At 65.7% G+C, this 19,542-nt stretch carries 21 protein-coding genes; 15 read left to right on the top strand and 6 right to left on the bottom strand.

Annotated features, from left to right (window positions below):
- Window positions 1–322: 322 nt before the first annotated feature.
- Window positions 323–1,564, top strand: a complete 1,242-nt coding sequence (hemW, locus tag ACSYG9_RS26055; protein ID WP_454843043.1) for a radical SAM family heme chaperone HemW — start codon at window positions 323–325, stop codon at window positions 1,562–1,564.
- Window position 1,565: 1 nt separating this feature from the next.
- On the opposite strand, the gene ACSYG9_RS26050 is transcribed toward hemW, so the two are convergent.
- Window positions 1,566–1,943 (bottom strand): type II toxin-antitoxin system VapB family antitoxin, encoded by a 378-nt coding sequence (locus ACSYG9_RS26050; RefSeq protein WP_440125154.1) that lies wholly within the window; start codon window positions 1,941–1,943, stop codon window positions 1,566–1,568.
- Window positions 1,944–2,087: 144 nt separating this feature from the next.
- On the opposite strand from ACSYG9_RS26050, the gene hrcA reads away from it, so the two are divergent.
- From hrcA to ACSYG9_RS26030, 4 genes are read left to right on the top strand one after another with little or no spacing between them, the layout of a single operon-like run.
- The gene (gene hrcA / locus ACSYG9_RS26045) at window positions 2,088–3,131 is read left to right on the top strand and encodes a heat-inducible transcriptional repressor HrcA (protein WP_440125153.1); all 1,044 of its coding nucleotides are present in this window, start codon (window positions 2,088–2,090) and stop codon (window positions 3,129–3,131) included.
- Window positions 3,132–3,175: 44 nt separating this feature from the next.
- The gene (dnaJ, locus tag ACSYG9_RS26040) at window positions 3,176–4,324 is read left to right on the top strand and encodes a molecular chaperone DnaJ (protein WP_440125152.1); all 1,149 of its coding nucleotides are present in this window, start codon (window positions 3,176–3,178) and stop codon (window positions 4,322–4,324) included.
- Window positions 4,325–4,333: 9 nt separating this feature from the next.
- On the top strand, window positions 4,334–5,092 hold the full coding sequence (locus ACSYG9_RS26035; RefSeq protein WP_454840484.1) for a 16S rRNA (uracil(1498)-N(3))-methyltransferase: 759 nt from the start codon (window positions 4,334–4,336) through the stop codon (window positions 5,090–5,092).
- A 46-nt stretch (window positions 5,093–5,138) separates the two neighbouring features.
- Complete coding sequence (locus ACSYG9_RS26030; RefSeq protein ID WP_454840482.1) at window positions 5,139–5,939, top strand: alpha/beta hydrolase family protein; 801 nt, start codon at window positions 5,139–5,141, stop codon at window positions 5,937–5,939.
- Window positions 5,940–5,956: 17 nt separating this feature from the next.
- Here the strand turns inward: ACSYG9_RS26030 and ACSYG9_RS26025 are convergent, their stop codons facing one another.
- Window positions 5,957–7,573, bottom strand: coding sequence for an MFS transporter (locus ACSYG9_RS26025; protein ID WP_454840480.1), 1,617 nt, complete (start codon window positions 7,571–7,573; stop codon window positions 5,957–5,959).
- Window positions 7,574–7,705: 132 nt separating this feature from the next.
- Here ACSYG9_RS26025 and ACSYG9_RS26020 point away from each other — a divergent pair, with 132 nt between their 5' ends.
- From ACSYG9_RS26020 to ACSYG9_RS25995, 6 genes are all read left to right on the top strand, one after another.
- The gene (locus ACSYG9_RS26020) at window positions 7,706–8,329 is read left to right on the top strand and encodes a TetR/AcrR family transcriptional regulator (protein WP_454843042.1); all 624 of its coding nucleotides are present in this window, start codon (window positions 7,706–7,708) and stop codon (window positions 8,327–8,329) included.
- A 138-nt stretch (window positions 8,330–8,467) separates the two neighbouring features.
- On the top strand, window positions 8,468–9,532 hold the full coding sequence (locus ACSYG9_RS26015) for a PhoH family protein (RefSeq protein WP_454840479.1): 1,065 nt from the start codon (window positions 8,468–8,470) through the stop codon (window positions 9,530–9,532).
- Between the two features lie 49 nt (window positions 9,533–9,581).
- A complete protein-coding gene (gene ybeY / locus ACSYG9_RS26010; RefSeq protein ID WP_247273487.1) occupies window positions 9,582–10,124 on the top strand; it encodes an rRNA maturation RNase YbeY in 543 nt (180 codons plus the stop codon).
- Between the two features lie 65 nt (window positions 10,125–10,189).
- Window positions 10,190–11,509 (top strand): CNNM domain-containing protein, encoded by a 1,320-nt coding sequence (locus ACSYG9_RS26005; protein WP_440125147.1) that lies wholly within the window; start codon window positions 10,190–10,192, stop codon window positions 11,507–11,509.
- A gap of 43 nt (window positions 11,510–11,552) precedes the next feature.
- Entirely contained in the window at window positions 11,553–12,470 is a 918-nt protein-coding gene (gene era / locus ACSYG9_RS26000) for a GTPase Era (RefSeq protein ID WP_440125146.1), read from the top strand.
- A gap of 105 nt (window positions 12,471–12,575) precedes the next feature.
- Window positions 12,576–12,959 carry a hypothetical protein gene (locus ACSYG9_RS25995; protein ID WP_440125145.1) on the top strand — a complete coding sequence of 128 codons (384 nt, stop codon included), beginning with the start codon at window positions 12,576–12,578 and terminating at the stop codon, window positions 12,957–12,959.
- Between the two features lie 25 nt (window positions 12,960–12,984).
- Here the strand turns inward: ACSYG9_RS25995 and ACSYG9_RS25990 are convergent, their stop codons facing one another.
- Window positions 12,985–13,542: a TetR family transcriptional regulator gene (locus tag ACSYG9_RS25990; RefSeq protein WP_440125144.1), complete on the bottom strand. Its 558-nt coding sequence runs from the start codon at window positions 13,540–13,542 to the stop codon at window positions 12,985–12,987.
- A gap of 2 nt (window positions 13,543–13,544) precedes the next feature.
- Entirely contained in the window at window positions 13,545–14,963 is a 1,419-nt protein-coding gene (locus tag ACSYG9_RS25985; RefSeq protein ID WP_454840477.1) for an amidase, read from the bottom strand.
- 121 nt (window positions 14,964–15,084) lie between these two features.
- Between ACSYG9_RS25985 and recO the strand changes: the two genes are divergently transcribed.
- Genes recO through ACSYG9_RS25970 form a run of 3 tightly spaced genes read left to right on the top strand, consistent with a single transcriptional unit; the run spans window position 15,085 to window position 17,082 of the window.
- On the top strand, window positions 15,085–15,900 hold the full coding sequence (gene recO / locus ACSYG9_RS25980; protein WP_440125142.1) for a DNA repair protein RecO: 816 nt from the start codon (window positions 15,085–15,087) through the stop codon (window positions 15,898–15,900).
- The gene (locus tag ACSYG9_RS25975) at window positions 15,857–16,663 is read left to right on the top strand and encodes an isoprenyl transferase (protein WP_169686218.1); all 807 of its coding nucleotides are present in this window, start codon (window positions 15,857–15,859) and stop codon (window positions 16,661–16,663) included. The genes recO and ACSYG9_RS25975 overlap by 44 nt, the downstream gene beginning before the upstream one ends.
- Entirely contained in the window at window positions 16,660–17,082 is a 423-nt protein-coding gene (locus ACSYG9_RS25970; protein WP_454840475.1) for a hypothetical protein, read from the top strand. The genes ACSYG9_RS25975 and ACSYG9_RS25970 overlap by 4 nt, the downstream gene beginning before the upstream one ends.
- A gap of 4 nt (window positions 17,083–17,086) precedes the next feature.
- On the opposite strand, the gene ACSYG9_RS25965 is transcribed toward ACSYG9_RS25970, so the two are convergent.
- Both ACSYG9_RS25965 and ACSYG9_RS25960 read right to left on the bottom strand, forming a co-directional pair.
- On the bottom strand, window positions 17,087–17,503 hold the full coding sequence (locus ACSYG9_RS25965; RefSeq protein WP_440127817.1) for a transcriptional repressor: 417 nt from the start codon (window positions 17,501–17,503) through the stop codon (window positions 17,087–17,089).
- 8 nt (window positions 17,504–17,511) lie between these two features.
- A complete protein-coding gene (locus ACSYG9_RS25960; protein WP_440125140.1) occupies window positions 17,512–17,925 on the bottom strand; it encodes a metalloregulator ArsR/SmtB family transcription factor in 414 nt (137 codons plus the stop codon).
- Between the two features lie 164 nt (window positions 17,926–18,089).
- Between ACSYG9_RS25960 and ACSYG9_RS25955 the strand changes: the two genes are divergently transcribed.
- Window positions 18,090–19,481: a glycine--tRNA ligase gene (locus ACSYG9_RS25955; protein WP_440125139.1), complete on the top strand. Its 1,392-nt coding sequence runs from the start codon at window positions 18,090–18,092 to the stop codon at window positions 19,479–19,481.
- Window positions 19,482–19,542: the final 61 nt, after the last annotated feature.

The raw sequence follows: 19,542 nt of genomic DNA, 5'->3' as shown, positions 1-19,542 counted from the left end.
ACACGCCTCGACCCGGCGGGATCTGGGATGTGCCGGGGATGGTGCCGAAAACTAGCGACAGGCGGCGCAGGGCAGACAGAAAGACGCACAGACACGCTTGAGGTCGACGTGGCGTCGCGCCACGAGTCGCACTCCGAGTCCGGTCATGGCGAACATTGTGCCATGTCACGGGGCTGTTTCCGAATCCGGAGGGTATTTCCACCAAAAATCGGGGAAATGTCGAGGTAGGCGCGCTGCGCCGATGGGAGCTCGCCGTCTCTCTGGAACACTGGAGGCTGTGAGTGAGACGAGAACCGGCGGTGTGCCCGGTGCTGAACGCAGTGTGCCCGGTGCTGAACACACCGCGCCCGGTGCGGGATACGGGTTCGAACTGCCGGCGAGCGCACTCGACGGCGTCGGCAGCAGACCGTTCGGCGTGTACGTGCATGTACCGTTCTGCGCGACCCGCTGTGGTTACTGCGACTTCAACACCTATACCGCGGGTGAGCTCGGATCCGCGGCCTCGCCCGAGTCGTGGATGGAAGGACTCCGGCGCGAACTCGACGCAGGCGCTGCAATGCTCGACCGCAGCGGCCGCGGTACTCCGGCCGCGGAGACCGTGTTCGTCGGTGGTGGTACGCCGTCCCTGCTCGGTGCCGACGGACTTGCCGACGTGCTGAGTGTGGTCCGATCGTCGTTCGGGCTCGCGCCCGGTGCCGAGGTGACCACCGAATCGAATCCCGAGTCGACGTCGCCCGAGTTCTTCGCTCGGATCCGCGACGCCGGCTACACCCGCATTTCCCTGGGTATGCAGTCGGCGGCCTCCCACGTGCTCGCGGTGCTCGACCGCACGCACACTCCGGGCCGACCCGTCGCCGCGGCGCGCGAGGCTCGCGAGGCCGGATTCGGACACGTCAACCTGGATCTGATCTACGGCACGCCGGGCGAGACCGATGCCGATCTCGATGCGTCGCTCGATGCCGTGCTCGGCGCCGGTGTGGACCACGTGTCGGCCTATGCGCTGATCGTCGAGGACGGAACTGCACTGGCCCGTCGGGTCCGGCGCGGTGAACTTCCCGCGCCCGACGACGACGTACTCGCGTCTCGGTACGAACGCATCGACCGCCGGCTCGCGGAAGCCGGACTCACGTGGTACGAGGTCTCCAATTGGGCTCGCGCCGAGGACCATTCGGCACGATGCGGTCATAATCTCGGCTATTGGGACGGCGGGGACTGGTGGGGGGCGGGTCCGGGGGCGCACAGCCACGTCGGCGGGGTGCGCTGGTGGAACGTCAAACACCCCGGGCGCTACGCCGGTGTCCTCGCCGAAGGGCAGTTACCGGTTGCCGGTAGCGAAACCCTGACCGCTGCCGACATCCACACCGAATCGGTGATGCTCACCGTGCGCCTGCGCACCGGACTTCCACTGACAGAACTGGACGCCGGTGAACTCGTCGCGGCGGGGACGGTCGTCGACGACGGCCTCGCCGTCGTCGACGATGATCACCTGATTCTCACCGACCGCGGCCGGTTGCTCGCGGACGGGGTGGTGCGGACCATCCTGCTCGGCACCGACCGCGAATGAGCTAGAGAAACCGGGGCTCGCCGAGGATCTCGGGACCGGCCGGATCGGTTTGCTCGGGCGAGGCTGCTCCCGAGAGCGGGGCGAGTGCGTCGTAGTCGAAGACACGGGCGTGGAGTACCGGCCTGTTCCGCAGCGCGGACTGCACGGCCCGGTGCAGTCCGTCCTCGAGGTACAGCACCCCTTTCCACTGCACAGCGTGAGGAAACAGGTCGCCGTAGAACGTCGAGTCCTCCGACAGGAGTCGATCGAGTTCGAGAACCTTCGTGGTGGTGACGATCTCGTCGAGGCGAATCTGACGCGGAGGAATCCTCGACCAGTCGCGCAGCGACAGGCCGTGATCGGGATACGGCTTTCCGTCCCGGACGCCCTTGAAGATCATGCGCCCACACTACGCACGGGGTGGCGGATGGATCTGTTCGGTTCCCACACGATTAGACTGACCGGGTACGGCACACTGCGCCCGCGTGCATCGCGCGCGAGGTGCACGTGTTCGGGCATGCACGTGGGGAACGGAGGTGGGCAGATGTCGAGCACCGAGGAACGGAGATTCCAGGTTCTGCGGGCGATCGTGGCGGACTATGTGTCCACCAAGGAACCGATCGGGTCGAAGACACTTGTCGATCGTCACAATCTGGGTGTGTCGAGCGCAACGGTCCGGAACGACATGGCGGTCCTCGAAGCCGAGGGATACATAACGCAGACGCACACCAGTTCAGGACGGGTACCCACCGATAAAGGCTACCGGCAGTTCGTCGACCGGATCTCCGAGGTCAAGCCACTGTCTGCGGCCGAGCGTCGCGCGATTCTGCAGTTCCTCGAATCCGGTGTCGACCTCGACGATGTGCTGCGTCGTGGGGTCAGGCTGCTGGCGCAACTGACTCGGCAGGTCGCCGTGGTGCAGTACCCGACCCTGTCGTCGTCGTCCGTGCGACATCTCGAAGTGGTCGCCCTGACCCCCGCGCGTCTGCTCCTCGTGCTCATCACCGACTCCGGACGTGTCGATCAGCGGATCGTCGAACTCGGCGACGTCCTCGAAGAGGACGACCTCGTGCGGCTACGCGATCTGCTCGGCAACGCGCTGAGCGGCAAGCGGCTCGCCGCTGCATCGATCGCGGTCTCCGAACTTGCCGAGGACGCACCGGAAGACCTTCGTGACGTCGTGATCCGCTGCGCCACCGTGCTGGTGGAAACTCTCGTCGAGCACCCTGAGGACCGACTCGTACTCGGCGGTACCGTGAACTTGACTCGCAACGCCGCCGACTTCGAAGGCCTGCCCGGCATGCCAGGTTCGTTGCGGAACGTCCTCGAGGCACTCGAGGAGCAGGTGGTGGTCCTCAAACTGCTCGCTGCCAGCCAGGACGCCGGGCGGGTCACCGTCCGAATCGGCGAGGAGACCCAGGTCGCCGAGATGCGCAGCACCTCCGTGGTGTCCACCGGTTACGGTGCGGCAGGGACGGTGTTCGGTGGGCTCGGTGTACTCGGCCCCACCCGGATGGATTACCCGGGAACCATCGCGTCGGTCGCAACCGTTGCGAGATATATCGGTGAGGTGCTCGGCGAGCGCTGAGCATGCCCAATTCTGTGTAGATGAAGTAAGGACGAGAACCAAACGTGGACTACTACGGGACGCTCGGCGTGTCCAAGGATGCGACCGACCAGGAGATCAAGCGGGCGTATCGCAAGCTGGCACGCGAGCACCATCCTGACGTCAACCCGGACGAGTCGGCGCAGAAGCGTTTCCAGGAGATCTCTGCAGCTTACGAGGTGCTCTCCGACCCGGAGAAGCGGCGCATCGTCGATCTCGGAGGCGACCCGCTCGCTTCGGGTGGCGGTGCGGGTGCGGGCGGATTCGGCGGAGCAGGATTCGGTGGTCTCGGCGACGTGTTCGAGGCGTTCTTCGGCGGTGGCGGGGGAGGCGGAGCCCGAGGGCCTCGCGGCCGTGTCCAGCCGGGTGCGGACTCGTTGCTGCGTACGCGGCTGACACTGGACGAATGCGCTCGCGGGGTCACCAAAAGCGTGACCGTCGACACCGCCATTCTGTGCGACTCGTGCACAGGTTCCGGCACTCACGGCAATTCCAAGCCTGTGCGGTGTGAGACCTGCGGTGGCGCCGGTGAAGTGCAGTCCGTGCAGCGTTCGTTCCTCGGGCAGGTCATGACCTCGCGTCCGTGCCCCACATGTCGCGGTGTCGGCGAGACCATTCCCGACCCCTGCCACAAGTGCGGCGGCGACGGCCGCGTGCGCGCCCGCCGCGAGATCACGGTGAAGATCCCCGCCGGAGTCGGGAACGGAATGCGCATCCGGCTCGCGGCGCAGGGAGAGGTCGGTCCGGGCGGCGGTCCGGCAGGCGACCTGTACGTCGAGGTCCAGGAGCAACAGCACGACATCTTCGTCCGCGACGGCGACGACCTGCACTGCACCATTCGCGTGCCGATGGTCGATGCCGCCCTGGGAACCTCCGTGAGCCTCGACACGATCCTCGATGGAACCGTCGACATCACCGTCGACGCCGGAACCCAACCCGGCTCGGTGTCGGTCATCCGAGGGCACGGCATGCCGAAACTGCGCTCGGGGGCGCGCGGTGATCTGCACGCACACCTCGAAGTGGTGGTGCCGACCAAACTCGACCACAAGCAGACCAAAATCCTGGGTGAGTACCGGACGGTGAGCGACCGGGACCGCGTCGAGGTCGTGTCCAAGTCGTCTCAGCATTCGTCGGGGCTGTTCTCGCGTCTACGCGACGCGTTCAACGTCCGCTAGGCGACCACGGTGGCTGCGACGCTGTTCTATTTGGACCCGCTGCCGGAGATCGGGGCGCTTGCCGTCCTCGACGGTAAGGAGGGCAGGCACGCGGCGACGGTGCGTCGCATCCCCGTCGGGGAACGGCTCGTGTTCTCCGACGGAAGGGGTGGCGTCGCCGACGTCGAAGTGACGGCCGTGGCCAAGGACCGACTCGAGGCCACCGTGCTCCGGCGCGGCATGATCGAACCGCCGCGCCCGGTAGTGACCGTGGTTCAGGCCCTTCCGAAATCCGACAGGTCGGAACTTGCCATAGAACTCGCGACGGAGGCGGGTGCCGACGGGTTCGTGCCGTGGCAGTCGTCACGGTGCGTCGCGCGATGGGATTCCAAGGCGGACAAGGGTTTGGCGAAGTGGAAGGCGGCGGCGACGGCCGCGGCGAAGCAGTCCCGTCGGGCCTACGTGCCCGAGGTGGGCCCGCTACACCGCACCGCCGAAGTCGTTTCCCGGGCGCGGGAGACCGTCGAACGCGGTGGTGTCGTCGCGGTGCTGCACGAATCGGCCACCGTCCCGTTCTCGTCGCTGCCCCTTGCGCAGGCCCCCGAACTCGTTCTCATCGTCGGCCCCGAAGGCGGGCTCGACGATGCGGAGGTCGAAGCGCTCGTCGCAGCAGGCGCGACGGCGGTGTCGCTCGGTCCGACGGTATTGCGTACCTCGTCCGCCGCTGCCGTTGCGCTCGGTGCGGTGGGTGTGCTCACCGATCGTTGGGGCAGGCAGCCCCTGAGTTGATCGATCCCCGAGTTGATCGACCCTGAGCTGATCGATAATGCTGGATATGCCACGCATCCGCATCGACTACAGTTCCGAGCCCGCCCAGTTCGGGCACTTGTACATCCCGCCAGGGACCGACGGCCCGGTCCCTGTGGTCATGCTGATTCACGGCGGCTATTGGAGCGCCGACTTCCACCTCAATCTGGCGACGACGTTGGGCGCGGAACTCGCTCGGCGAGGGGTGGCCGCGTGGAACGTCGAATACCGCCGGGTCGGCGCCGGCGGGGCCTGGCCGGAAACGAGCGCAGACATCGAGGCTGCGCTCGCCGCGACCCGGACGTTGCTGCCCGAAGCGTCGCCGATTCCGCTCGATACCGGCGATGTCCGGCTCGTCGGGCATTCCGCAGGTGCCCAACTCGCGCTGTGGGTGGCGGGGCAGCGGGAATGCCCAGTGCGGCCGAGCCGCGTGATCTCCCAGGCCGGGGCACTCGACCTCGCGTCCCGAGCCGCCGCCCGCGGTGGGGGCGCCGCACTCGAAGCCCTCTTCGGAGTGTCCTATGCGGACGACCCGCAGGTCTATCGCGATGCTTCGCCGCTGCATCGGGTACCGACCTGCGTGCCCACGGTATGCATCCACGGCAGCGAGGACCTGCAGGTTCCGGTGGCTGCCAGCCGTGCCTACGCGACCGCCGCGGGCGCTGCCGGCGACCGGGTGGTGCTGTGGGAGGTGCCGGGGGAAGGGCATAATGCCTTCCTCGACCGCAGCACTCGTAGCTGGGATCTCACGATGAAGGCGGTGCTCGACGAGAATCCGTGGCTCGACGAAGACCCGTGGTTCGACGAAGACCCGTGGGCGGGTTCGTGAATCGGCCCGCTGAGCGACTACTTCCCGGAGATGAGGTCGATGTGATCGTGTGGCCTTCGGTCTGCTGACGGCAGGATCGTCGCGACCAGCAGAGTCCCGACCGCCAGTGCAATGCCCCCGACAAGACTCGCCTGCCCGATGGCGTCGGAGAACGCGGCGCCCGCGGCCTCTCGCAACGGTTCCGCGTAGCGCGAGGCAAACGGATTCGTGGCGAGTTCTTCCGCGACGATCGAGGCGCCGCCCACGGAGTCGCCTGCTGCGGTAACGGCCAGTTCTGCCTGTTCGGCCATGGGCCCCGTCAGCTCTCCGAATGGCAGCTCCGACAGGAAGCCCGCGATCGACTGATGGTAGGCAGTGGCGAGAACCGAACCGAGCAAAGCTATTCCGAGTGAACCGCCGAATTCGACGGCGGTATCGTTGAGTCCGCCTGCTGCACCGAGTTCGTTCTCGGGAAAGCCGGCCATGATCAGGTCGGTGGCAGGCGGCGTCGAAATGCCGATGCCGATGCCCAGGAGCAGCAGGCACGCGAGGTAGATCCCGTACCCGGAATCGGAGTGGGACTGCGTGAGCACCAGTACCCCCGCCGTCGCCGCTGCCATCCCGGCGGTCACTGTCACGCGCGTACCGAACCTGGGTGCGAGTCGAGCGCTTGCCGCCGCGCCCGCGGAGACCGCCCCGGCGAGCGGAAGCAGGCGCAGGCCTGTTTCGAGCGGTCCGTAGTCGAGCACGAACTGGAACTGCTGTGCGACGAAGTAGATGACCCCGAAAGTTGCGAAGAACAAGAGCAACACGGAGATACACGCTGCCCCGACGGTCCTGTCGGCGACCCGCCTGAGATCGAGAAGTGGTTGTGGGTGCCTCGATTCCCACGCGACGAACGCCACCGCTGCAGCCACGGACACCGCGATTACGCCGAGAGTTGCTGTGCTCCAGCCGAAGTGGAATCCGTCGATAATCGCGTAGACGAGTCCGCCGACGGTGAGGATCGACAGCAACCCCCCGGTCCAGTCGGTGCGGTCGAGGTTGTCTGCGCGGGACGGTGGGACGAGGATCAGGGAAGCGATTGCCGCGGCCGCGGCAATCGGCACGTTGATCAGGAATGTCGAGCCCCATGCATGTGATTCGAGTAGCCATCCGGCAAGTAGCGGACCGAGTGCGATGGCGAGCCCGGAGGTTGCGGCCCATGCCGCGATCGCGCGGGTGCGCTCGTGTGCCGGGAACATTGCAACGAGGAGGGAAAGGGTTGCAGGCATGATCACCGCAGCGCCGACCCCCATCGCGATGCGTGCGGCGATCACCTCGGTGGCGCTGTCTGCCAGGCTTCCGTACACGGCTCCGGCGGCGAACACCATAAGTCCGGCGAGGAGTGCTCGTCGCCGACCGAACCGGTCGCCGAGAACGCCGCACAGGAGCATCAGCGCCGCGTACGGAACGGTGTATCCGTCGATGACCCACTGCATGTCGGTGCTCGTGAGCTGTAGATCACGAAGCATGTCCGGCGCCGCGACGATCAGCGCGGTGTTCGCCATCACCACGATGAGCAGACTCAGGCACAGGATCGCCAGACCGGCCCATCGCCGTGGGTAGGGGTCCGATTCGGCGGATCGCCGAACCTCCGGGGCAGTGTCGGTCATGCGGTTCTCCTCGATGAGAGCCCGGGCGCCGGGCCGTTGTTGCACAGTCGTGTGCAATCTAGTTAATTGCACAGACGTGTGCAACTAGACTGGAACGTGAATCACATGTGCGGAGAAACGAGGATGAGCAGCGTGGAGGAATCGGTCCCCAGTCCGCGGAAGCGTGCCAATGCGAACCGCTCGCGGATCCTCGACGCGGCCATGCGCTGCTTCGCAGCGGACCCGGATGCGAGCATGGACGACGTCGCGAAAGCAGCGGGCGTGGTGCGACGTACCGTGTACGCGCACTTCCCCAACCGGGACGCGCTCGTCGAGGGGCTCGCGGACGAGGCGGGAACGGCGCTCGCGGCGTCCGTCGAGCAGCCCGAGCCCGAGGATGCTGCCGTGGCGCTTGCGGTCGGGGTGCTGCGCCTGAGCCCGGTCGGCGATCGATACCGGGTGTTGCTGTCGTTTGCCCGGAAGGAAGTCGGAGAGGAACGAATCGCTCAGCTGATCGCGCCGGTTCGCACTCACACGTTCGGTGTCGTCGAACGAGGGCGCGCAGCGGGCGTCTTCTCTCGCTATCTACCGACCGTTGTGCTCGTGGGGATGATGGAGGGCCTGACGATTGCCACGCTCGAACAAGCCAATCAGGGGGTCGTCGATGATGCGAGCCGTGCCATGGCACTCGGAGTGCTGGTCCTCGCCGGCGTGAGTCCCGATCGCGCCGCCGAAGTGGTCGCATCGGCGCGGCTTTGGCTGCAGGCGAGGGAGTGAATCCGGGGCCGCGATGCGGAGCCCGGGCACCGGCCGCAGCAATGCCGTGAAGGCGCGCACCGTACGGCGCTAGACTGGGCTACGGACACGACGCCCGTCGTGTCCGTATCTGACCCGAAAGCAGGCCGTTCCGTCCACGTGAGTGAACCAGACCGCACACGCGACCCCGACGACGCAGGCCGGATCCCGGTCCGATCGAGCCTGGATCTTCCGCCGGAGGCTGCAGCCCCCCTGGTCGGCGCAGCCGACGAAAACCTCATCGCACTCGAAGCGGCCCTTGCCGCCGACATCCACGTGCGAGGCAACACCGTCAGCCTCAGTGGTACGCCCGCTGATGTTGCCCTTGCCGAACGGGTGATCGGGGAACTGGTCACGCTGGTACGCCGAGGCCAGCAACTGGGTCCCGATGCCGTGCGCCGCACCGTCGGGATGCTCACGAACGGGCTGTCCGAGTCGCCGGCGGAGGTGCTCAGCCTCGACATCCTGTCGCGACGTGGAAAGACGATCCGTCCGAAGACGCTCAATCAGAAGCGGTACGTCGACGCGATCGACGCCAACACGATCGTGTTCGGCATCGGTCCGGCGGGCACCGGCAAGACGTACCTGGCAATGGCGAAGGCAGTGCAGGCTCTGCAGGCCAAGCAGGTCACCCGCATCATCCTCACCCGTCCCGCGGTCGAGGCAGGCGAACGGCTCGGATTCCTGCCGGGAACTCTCCACGAGAAGATCGACCCGTATCTGCGTCCCCTGCACGACGCCCTTCACGACATGATGGATCCCGAAGCGATTCCGAAGCTCATGCAGGCCGGGGTGATCGAGGTCGCGCCGCTGGCATACATGCGTGGTAGGAGTTTGAACGACGCCTTCATCATCCTCGACGAGGCGCAGAACACCACTGCTGAGCAGATGAAGATGTTCCTCACTCGACTGGGCTTCGGGTCGAAGATCGTCGTGACCGGCGACATCACCCAGGTCGACCTGCCCGGCGGCGCCCGGTCGGGTCTTGCTGCTGTTGCCGAGATCCTCGACAACATCGACGACATCCACTTCGCACGGCTCGACAGCAGCGACGTGGTGCGTCACCGGCTCGTCTCCGACATCGTCGACGCCTATGGGCGCTTCGAAGCCGAGCGAGACGGCGCAGCGGGCCTCGGCAATCGAGCCCAGCGTCGCGCCGCACAACACCGGGTCCAGCGCCGGTGAGCATGCCGCACAACCCGAATCCGTCAGAAGTGCAGAAGGAACGACAGTCATGAGCATCGAAATCTCGAACGAGTCCGGGATGGAGGTCGTCGAGGAAGAACTGCTCGACGTCGCCCGTTTCGTCATCGCCCGAATGGACGTGCATCCCGCTGCGGAACTGTCGATGGTGCTCGTGGATTCCGACACCATGGCCGATCTGCACGTGCGTTGGATGGATCTGCCCGGTCCCACCGACGTGATGTCGTTCCCGATGGACGAACTCGAGCCTGGAGGCCGACCGGACGCACCCGAGCCGGGCCCGTCCATGCTCGGCGACATCGTGTTGTGTCCGTCGTTCGCCGCAGACCAAGCGGAGAAGGCCGGTCATTCGCTCGACCACGAACTCGCTCTTCTCACGGTGCACGGAATGTTGCACCTACTCGGCTACGACCACGCCGAGCCGGAGGAAGAGAAGGAGATGTTCGGCCTCCAGAACCAGTTGCTCGCCGAGTGGTACGAGGAACTGCGCCTTGCCGAGCGTGACGCACGGCTTGCCGCGCGCGATCAGCAGCTGCTCGGAAAGGCCGGATTCGTCGACAATCCGGAGATCTGAGCCGTGTCGTCGGAAGATGGGACGCGATGTGAGACCACCGGCATCACCGCTGGAGTGAGGCCGGCGTGAGCACCGTGATCTCCTACGTCCTCGCGGTACTGCTCGTCGTGATCGGCGGGCTCTTCGCGGCCGTCGATTCAGCGCTCAACACGGTCTCGCCTGCGCGCGTGGACGACCTCGCGAAAGAAGGCCGTGCGGGTGCCCGCCGGCTCCGCGCAATCCTCGAAGACCGGCCTCGATACGTCAATCTTGCCGTGCTGCTTCGTATCCTGTGTGAGCTCACGGCGACAGTCGTGCTCGCCGGGGAGCTGCTCGGTCATTTGAATCGTACGGCGGCTCTCGTCATCAGTGCCGCGGTCATGGTCGTGATCGACTATGTCGTGATCGGTGTGGGGCCGCGGACACTCGGCAGGCAGCACGCCTACACGATCGCACTCACCGCTGCTGCGCCGCTGCGCGTGCTGGGTGTGGTCCTCGGCCCGATCAGCAGGGTCCTGATCCTCGTGGGCAACGCCGTCACCCCCGGCCGAGGGTTCCGTAACGGTCCGTTCGCCAACGAGATCGAGCTGCGCGAGCTCGTCGACCTGGCGCAGGAACGCGGAGTGGTGGCCGATGACGAGAGACGGATGATCCAGTCGGTCTTCGATTTCGGCGACACCACCGCGCGCGAGATCATGGTGCCCCGACCGGAGATGGTCTGGATCGAGAGCACCAAGACCGCAGGGCAGGCGACTTCTCTCGCCGTGCGCAGCGGACATTCCCGCATCCCGGTGATCGGCGAGAACGTCGACGACATCTGCGGGGTCGTCTATCTGAAGGACCTCGTACAACAGACCTACGACGCGAGCGACGGCGGGCACAGTGTCTCGGTCGCCGAGGTGATGCGTCCGCCGGTGTTCGTGCCCGATTCTAAGCGTCTCGACGACCTCTTGTCCGATATGCAGCGCGACCGCAACCATATGGCCGTGCTCGTCGACGAATACGGCGGCATCGCGGGCTTGGTCACGATCGAGGATCTCATCGAGGAAATCGTGGGCGAGATCGCCGACGAGTACGACGTCGGGGAGATCCCCGATATCGAGGCTCTCGGTGATGAGACCTATCGTGTCTCCGCTCGCCTCCCGGTCGAGGATCTCGGCGAACTGTTCGGTATCGAGATCGACGACGACGAGGTCGACACCGTCGGCGGACTACTCGGCTACGAACTCGGGCGCGTTCCGCTGCCGGGGTCGCAGGTGCACACTCACGGACTCGTCCTGCGTGGCGAAGGCGGCCCCGATGTCCGCGGCCGCGTCCGCGTCAATACCGTGTTCGTCCGGCGCGTTCCGGAATCCGAAGACTCACCCACCTCACGAAAGGAGGACGGCGCGTGCTCTGCATCGTGAACGAGGACGTAGCAGCGTCGAACACCAGATGGCAGAACACAGAATGAGCGCCTCCGAATTCCGTTCCGGATTCATCTGTTTCGTAGGGCGTCCCAATACCGGTAAGTCGACGCTGACGAATGCGATGGTGGGCAGCAAGATCGCCATCACGTCGTCGCGACCGCAGACCACACGCCATACCATTCGCGGGATCGTCCACCGTGACCATACGCAGCTGATCCTCGTGGACACTCCGGGACTGCACCGGCCCCGGACCTTGCTCGGTCAGCGACTCAACGACCTCGTGCGCGACACATACTCCGAGGTCGACGCCATCGGCATGTGTTTTCCCGCAGATGAGAAGATCGGCCCCGGCGACCGCTGGATTCTCGAACAGCTCCGCACCGTGGCGCCGCGCACTCCGCTGATCGGCATCGTGACGAAGATCGACAAAGTGGGTAAGGAGCAGGTCGCAGCGCAGCTACTCGCGGTGTCGCAGTTGCTCGGCAGCGAGACCGACGTGGTTCCCGTATCGGCGACCTCGGGGGAGCAGGTCGAAGTCCTCGTCGACGTGATCGCCTCGCACATGGAGCCGGGGCCTGCCTTCTACCCCGACGGTGAACTCACCGACGAACCCGAAGAAACCCTCATGGCGGAGCTCATTCGCGAGGCGGCACTCGAGGGCCTCGGCGACGAGCTTCCACATTCACTTGCCGTGGTGATCGAGGAGATTCGAGAGCGTGAGGGGCGCACCGAGAAACAGGGTGAGATGCTCGATGTGCATGCTCTGCTCTACGTGGAACGCCCGAGCCAGAAAGGCATCGTCATCGGCAAGGGTGGCGCGCGTCTGCGCGAGGTGGGCACGGCGGCGCGCACTCAGATCGAGAGGCTGCTCGGGGTGAAGATCTTCCTGGATCTGCATGTCAAGGTCGCGAAGGATTGGCAGCGGGATCCCAAGCAACTCGGTCGCCTCGGGTTCTGACCCCGTCGCTGCTGCTTTCGGGTGATCCTCCCGATGGAATACGTAGATGTCGGATATGTCCGATGGAGCTAGGGTCTCCGCATCGTTGTCGATGCGGAGGTCCGAATGCGTGTATATGCCCCTCTCGCGGTTGCCGCGGCGTCCCTGTTCTTCGTCGCCGGGTGTCTCGCGGAGGACGAAGTCGCGGTGGGTCCGGTCACGTTCCCTGCGGGAGAAGAGATTCTCGTCGACCTGTCGATGAAGCCGAGCAACGTCGGTGGACGCAGCAGCCCCTTCTTCTCCGGATATCGCCCACAGGTGTCCTTTGCGTCGGCGGACGCGATCACCTGCACGATCAAAGGGCCTGCGCATGGTGAGCCGTTCGCACCGGGGACGAGGTCGACCGTTCCGATCGTATGCACAGCCGAGATCACCGTCGATTCTGAGGACGTGGAAGTCGGTGTCCTGGAGGGCGGTAGGGAAGTGGGTAGCGGAACGGTGCAACTCTGAGGAAGACGTCGCGTAACGCGGTGGATCAGGGTTGCGTTGCTCCCTGGAGCAGGAGGAGTGTCGCGGCGGCAATATCCGCGCCGGACCCGGTCGACAGACGCCGCAGTTGCAGTCCGGCGATCGTCGCGACCAGGATCGGCCCGATCACCTCTGCGTTCGGGACGTCGAGGACGCGGAGGATCGTCACGGTCAGTGCGTCGTACGCGGACCAGCATTCGTCCGCGGTCGCACGCAGATCCGGATCCCGGCCCGCCTGGATCCACAGTTCGTACGGTGCGATCCGTTCGGCGGTGAATGCGAGATCCTCTGCGACCCGCTCGGTGAGGGCCGCGGCTTCCATGACCGACAGTGTCTGAGAACGATACGAGTCGGCGATCGTGCGCAGTCGTTCGGTCTCTTCGTCGACGAAGGTCGTGAGCGCCGCCTTCAGCAGATCGGATTGGCTGGGGAAGTGGTAGGTGATCGACCCCAGCGACACCTCGGCGCGGGACGCGATGCGCCGATTGGTGATTCCCGCGATTCCGTCCGTTCCGATGAGATGCAGTGTTGCCTCGATGATTCGGTGCCGGGCATCGGTGGTCACGACTACCACCACCCGACCGGGCTCTGTTCGTCCCAGCGCAATACCGATTCGAGTTGCGCTGCGAGTGAGACGAGCATCGGCTCGGAGTCGTCGTGCCCGAGAAGTTGTGCACCTACGGGCAATCCTTCGTCGGTGAAACCGGCAGGAACGTTCACTCCGGGCCATCCGAGTACGTTCCACGGCCACGCATACGGGCACGCTGCGGTGATCACCTTGTCGGTGGCCCAGCCACCGAGGCCGTCGATCGCACCGATCGGTGGCGGCGGTGTCGCGGTGGTAGGGGTGAGGACGACATCGACCCGGTCGAATATCCGGCCGACACGGCGCCGCAGCCTGGGTTCGGCGGCTCTCGCGGCGCGAAGCGGAAATCCGTGCAGGAGTTTGCCGGTGCGGGCATTGCCACGTGTGCGCGGGTCGGTCAGGGACGGGTCGGACAACGCGCTCACCCAGTCGTTGATTCCGGCCATCGACCGCGGAAGAAAATTCAGACCGAACATGATTCCGTAGTCCGGGTCGGCGAGGATCACCTTGTGTCCGAGATCGCGGAGGGTCGCGGCGAGTGCGGTGATGCGGACACGTACCCGAGGATCGAGCTGTCTCGGCGTGGCGGTGAACGGAAGCTTCAGTGACAACGCGATTCTCAGTCGTCCGGGGTCGCGTCCTACCGCGTCGGAGACGGCCATCGGCTCGCGGCGATGGAGATCGCCTGCGCGATTGCCGCTCACCACGTCGAGGAGAAGCGCAGCGTCGGCGACCGTGCGAGCGAGTGGTCCGTGCGTGGTCAGCCCATAGAACGCCTCGGGATGGGGCCACATCGAGATCCGACCGCGCTGCGGCTTGATGCCCACCAGATTGGTCCAGGCGGCCGGGATCCGAACCGAACCGGCGCCGTCGGAGCCGAGTGCTGCGGGGACCAGTCCGGCGGCGACCGCCGCGGCGCTCCCGCCGGATGATCCGCCAGGTGTGTGCCCCCGTGACCAAGGGTTGCGTGTGTATCCGTAGGTGGAGTTCCCGGTCAGGGGCCACTGACCGACCTCGGAGGAATGGGTCTTGCCGACGATCACTGCACCGGCGTCGCGCAGACGGCGGACCATTTCGGCGTCGTCGTTGCGAACCGGGAATTCGCCCGGGCAGCCGAAGGCTGTGGTCTCACCGGTGACGTCGGTGTCGTCCTTGACTGCGATCGGGACGCCGAGCAGGGGACGGCGTTCGCCCGCGGCGCGGCGTCGATCGGCCTCGGCTGCCTCGGTCAGCGCTGCTTCCCGCCGTGCGACGCGGAAAGCGTTGAGTGTGGATCGGCTCGCGTCGATCCGGTCGAGTGCGACGCGGACGAGTTCGACCGAGGTGGCGGTGCCGGCGTCGAGGGCGGCAACCGTCTCGGTCAGCCCGGCGGATCGGGTGGTTACGTCGTGCGTGGTCATGCATCCCCCAAGTTGTTCGTTCGAACGAACAGTAACGCGTTTCAGTATCGGTGTCGAGGTTCCCGACGCGGGGTCGCGCACCGCGAAGGCGTTGTCGTTGCGACATGACACACTCGGATGCGTGAAGTTGTACAGGGACAACGCTGTGGTGCTGCGCCAGCACAAGCTGGGTGAGGCCGACCGCATCGTCACCCTGCTCACCCGCCGTCACGGGCTGGTCAGAGCCGTCGCGAAGGGGGTCCGCCGCACCCGCTCGAAGTTCGGTGCGCGCCTCGAACCTTTCGCTCATATCGATGTGCAGTTGCACCCCGGGCGCAATCTCGATGTCGTCACCCAGGTCCAGACGCTCGACGCGTTCGCAATCGGCATCGTGGACGACTACGGGCGCTATACCACCGCGTGTGCGATTCTCGAGACGGCCGAACGCCTTGCCGGCGAGGAACGCGCTCCCGTTCCCCGGCTCCACGCACTGACCGTCGGTGCCCTGCGTGCGGTGTGCGACCGCACGCGTCCTCCGGAGTTGGTGTTCGACGCCTACTTGCTGCGCGCCATGCTCTACGCCGGCTGGGCACCCGCGATCACACACTGCGCCCGTTGCGACCGTCCAGGACCACACACGGCGTTCCATGTAGGAGCGGGCGGTGCCGTCTGTGTCGAATGCAGGCCGCCGGGAGCGGCGACGCCCGCACCGGGAGTGCTGGAGCTGATGGATGCGCTCAACCGGGGGAACTGGGAGGTCAGCGAATCTGCATCGGCCTCGGTACTGAGTCAGACGAGCGGTCTGATCGCTGCGCATCTGCAATGGCACCTAGAGCGTCAACTACGGACGCTGCCGCTCATCGAACGTGGCGGTCCGCACGCGGGCGGGAGCTCGGAAGTCGGCGTCAGGCAGGATGGAGACCGTGATTCGACGACGCGAACCGCACCGACCGGCTGACCGCACCATCCGCCCACCAGACCCGCATCCGTCGGGGGCGCGTGCCCCGATCATCCAGCCCGAGCTGATTCCGCAGCATGTCGCGTTGGTCATGGACGGAAACGGTCGCTGGGCGCAGGAGCGCGGATTGCCGCGCACCGCCGGCCACGAACGAGGCGAAGCAGTTCTCATGGACGCCGTGTGCGGCAGCATCGAGGTGGGCGTCAAGTGGTTGTCCGCGTACGCGTTCTCCACCGAGAACTGGAAGCGCAGCCCCGATGAGGTCCGGTTCCTCATGGGCTTCAACCGTGACGTGATCCGCCGCCGCCGCGACGAGATGCACGAGATGGGTGTGCGCGTCAGGTGGGCCGGGCGTCGCCCGCGCCTGTGGCGCAGCGTGATCAAGGAACTCGAGATCGCCGAGGAGCTCACCAAGGACAACGACGTGATGACTCTCGTCATGTGCGTCAACTACGGTGGCCGAGCCGAGATCGCCGATGCGGCCCGCGAGATCGCACGTCGCGTCGCGGCCGGCGAGATCGATCCCGAGAAGGTGACCGAAGCGACGGTGGCCCGCTATCTCGACGAGCCGGATATGCCCGATGTCGATCTGTTCCTTCGGCCGTCAGGGGAACAGCGGACCTCGAACTTTCTGCTGTGGCAATCGGCTTACGCCGAAATGGTATTCCAGGACAAGAACTTTCCAGACTTCGACCGACGCGACCTCTGGTCGGCCTGCGTCGAGTACGCGTCCCGCGACCGCCGGTTCGGCGGTGTGAAATGACGGCTTTCCGGGAGCGGATTGCCGGTCTGCTCGCCCCGTTCGTCGATCTGCGCACCTCCGAGCCGAATGGCGACGACGCCCTCGGATTCGATTACGGTGCGGTCCCGTTCGCGGCACAGGTGGTCACCCTCACCGACGGGCTCGATGTCGTGTCGCTCACCGGGGTCCTAGGCTGGGATCTTCCCCTCGGCGACGACGTGCGCGCTCGGGTGGCCACGGCTGCCGACGCCGTGCAGTTCGGTTCGGTTCATCTGATCGAACGCGACGCCGAGGCCGACGTCGTCCTGCGTTACTCGTTCCCCATCACCGGCCTCGAAGACACCGCGCTGACGACGATGCTCCTGCTGGTGCTCGACGGTGCTGCGAGTGCTCGGGGGGCCGTGGGCGCAGGCGCCGACCCTGCAGACGAAACGACATGACCGATCAGTCCTCGGCGAGTGCGCAATCCTTGCACGTGCCGAAGATCTCGATGGTGTGACTGACGTCGACGAATCCGTTCGCGTCAGCCATCTCGTGTGCCCAGCGCTCGACCTCGGGTCCGTCCACCTCGACGGTGAATCCACAGCGGCGGCACACGAGATGGTGGTGATGACCCGAGGAGCAGCGTCGGAACATCGACTCCCCGGAATCGGTGCGGAGCACATCGACGCTGCCCGTCTCGGCGAGCGACTGCAGTGTTCGATACACGGTGGTCAGGCCGATCGCGTCTCCGCGCTTGCGGAGTTCGTCGTGGAGGTCCTGGGCCGTCCGGAACTCTTCGGTGTCGTCGAGCAGGGCGACGATCGCGCTGCGTTGTTTGGTCGAGCGAACCCCGACGAGGGGCTTGCGGGCGGAGGTCAAGGTGGACGTCAACCTTCCTGTTCAGGTGTTCCCAGGGCGATTGTTTCCTGGGCGGCAGGTTCCTGGGCATGGGCGACAGCGTCGACGACGATGTGGGCGAGGTGTTCGTCCGCGAGTCGGTAGAGGACTTCACGTCCGGATCGGTCTCCGCGGACGACGCCGGCGGTCTTCAGGACACGTAGGTGCTGGCTGATCAATGGCTGGGTGACGCCGAGTGCGCCGACGAGCTCGTGCACACATCGCGCGGATTCCCGCAATTGAAGGACGATCGCGATTCTTATAGGCGCGGACAGTGCGCGAAGCAATTCGCCCGCGGTGACCAAAGTGTCGGGGGGGATCGGCTGCCGGATCTCGCCGGGTTCGTGCGGTTCTGGAGTGCGAGCGCCCACCGTGCAGTCGTGATGACCGGAGTCGAGACTCAAGGGTGCTCCTTCGGGGGCGGACAGCGCACTAATGCAAACCGATCTCATTTTGATATGCATGGATGTGCATGTCAACCGCCGCGTGTTCGGTGCCCGGTCACCGAACGATAGTCTTGGAGATCGACGCATGCTGCGAACCCGCATCCGAGATGGAGAGAATCCGAGTGGCACCCAAATCCAAGATCGATACCGTTGCCAACCTCGCCAAGCGCCGTGGGCTGGTCTATCCCTGCGGTGAGATCTACGGCGGCACCAAGTCGGCCTGGGACTACGGCCCGCTCGGCGTGGAACTCAAGGACAACATCAAGAAGCAGTGGTGGCGCAATATGGTCACCAGCCGTGACGACGTCGTGGGCCTCGATTCGTCGGTGATCCTGCCCCGTCAGGTGTGGGTCGCCTCCGGCCATGTCGGCGTCTTCAACGACCCGCTCGTCGAGTGCCTGAGCTGTCACAAGCGCCACAGGCAGGACCACTTGCAGGAGGCGTACGCCGAGAAGAACAAGCTCGACGACCCGGACTCCGTCGCGATGACCGAGATCGCGTGCCCCGACTGTGGCACCAAGGGGCAATGGACCGAGCCCCGCGACTTCAACATGATGCTCAAGACGTACCTCGGCCCGATCGAGAGCGAAGAGGGTCTGCATTACCTGCGCCCCGAGACCGCTCAGGGCATCTTCGTGAACTTCGCAAACGTGCTCACCACGTCCCGCAAGAAGCCGCCGTTCGGCATCGGCCAGATCGGTAAGAGCTTCCGCAACGAGATCACCCCGGGCAACTTCATCTTCCGCACGCGTGAGTTCGAGCAGATGGAGATGGAGTTCTTCGTCAAGCCGGGTGAAGACGAACAGTGGCACCAGTACTGGATCGACTACCGCATGGACTGGTACACCGGCCTCGGCATCAACAAGGACAACCTGCGCCTGTACGAGCACCCGCAGGACAAGCTGTCGCACTACTCGAAGCGCACCGTCGACATCGAGTACCGTTTCCACTTCCAAGGCAGCGAATGGGGTGAGCTCGAGGGCGTCGCGAACCGCACCGACTTCGATCTGTCCACCCACGCACAGCATTCGGGTGCCGACCTGAGCTTCTTCGACCAGACCACCAGCGAGCGCTACACGCCGTACGTGATCGAACCGGCTGCAGGCCTCACCCGGTCGCTGATGGCATTCCTCGTCGATGCCTACACCGAGGACGAAGCGCCGAACGCCAAGGGCGGCGTCGACAAGCGCACCGTGCTGCGCCTCGACCGCAGGCTCGCACCCGTCAAGGCGGCGGTGCTGCCGCTCTCGCGCAACGCGGATCTCAGCCCGAAGGCCAAGGATCTCGCCGCTCGTCTTCGTCAGAACTGGAACATCGAGTTCGACGACGCCGGTGCGATCGGTCGCCGCTACCGCCGCCAGGACGAGATCGGCACGCCGTTCTGCATCACCGTCGACTTCGACACTCTCGAAGATCAGGCCGTCACCGTCCGCGAGCGCGACACGATGGCGCAGGAGCGCGTGAGCCTCGATCAGGTCGAGGGCTACCTCGCGCAGCGTCTGATCGGGTGCTGATCGCCGGTACTCGAGCTGGTGATCCCAGGCACAACAGCAGAAGTCAGGCCCACCGCGTCGA

Source organism: Rhodococcus sp. SJ-2 (assembly GCF_053750035.1).
This window is presented reverse-complemented; position numbering and strand designations above follow the sequence as displayed.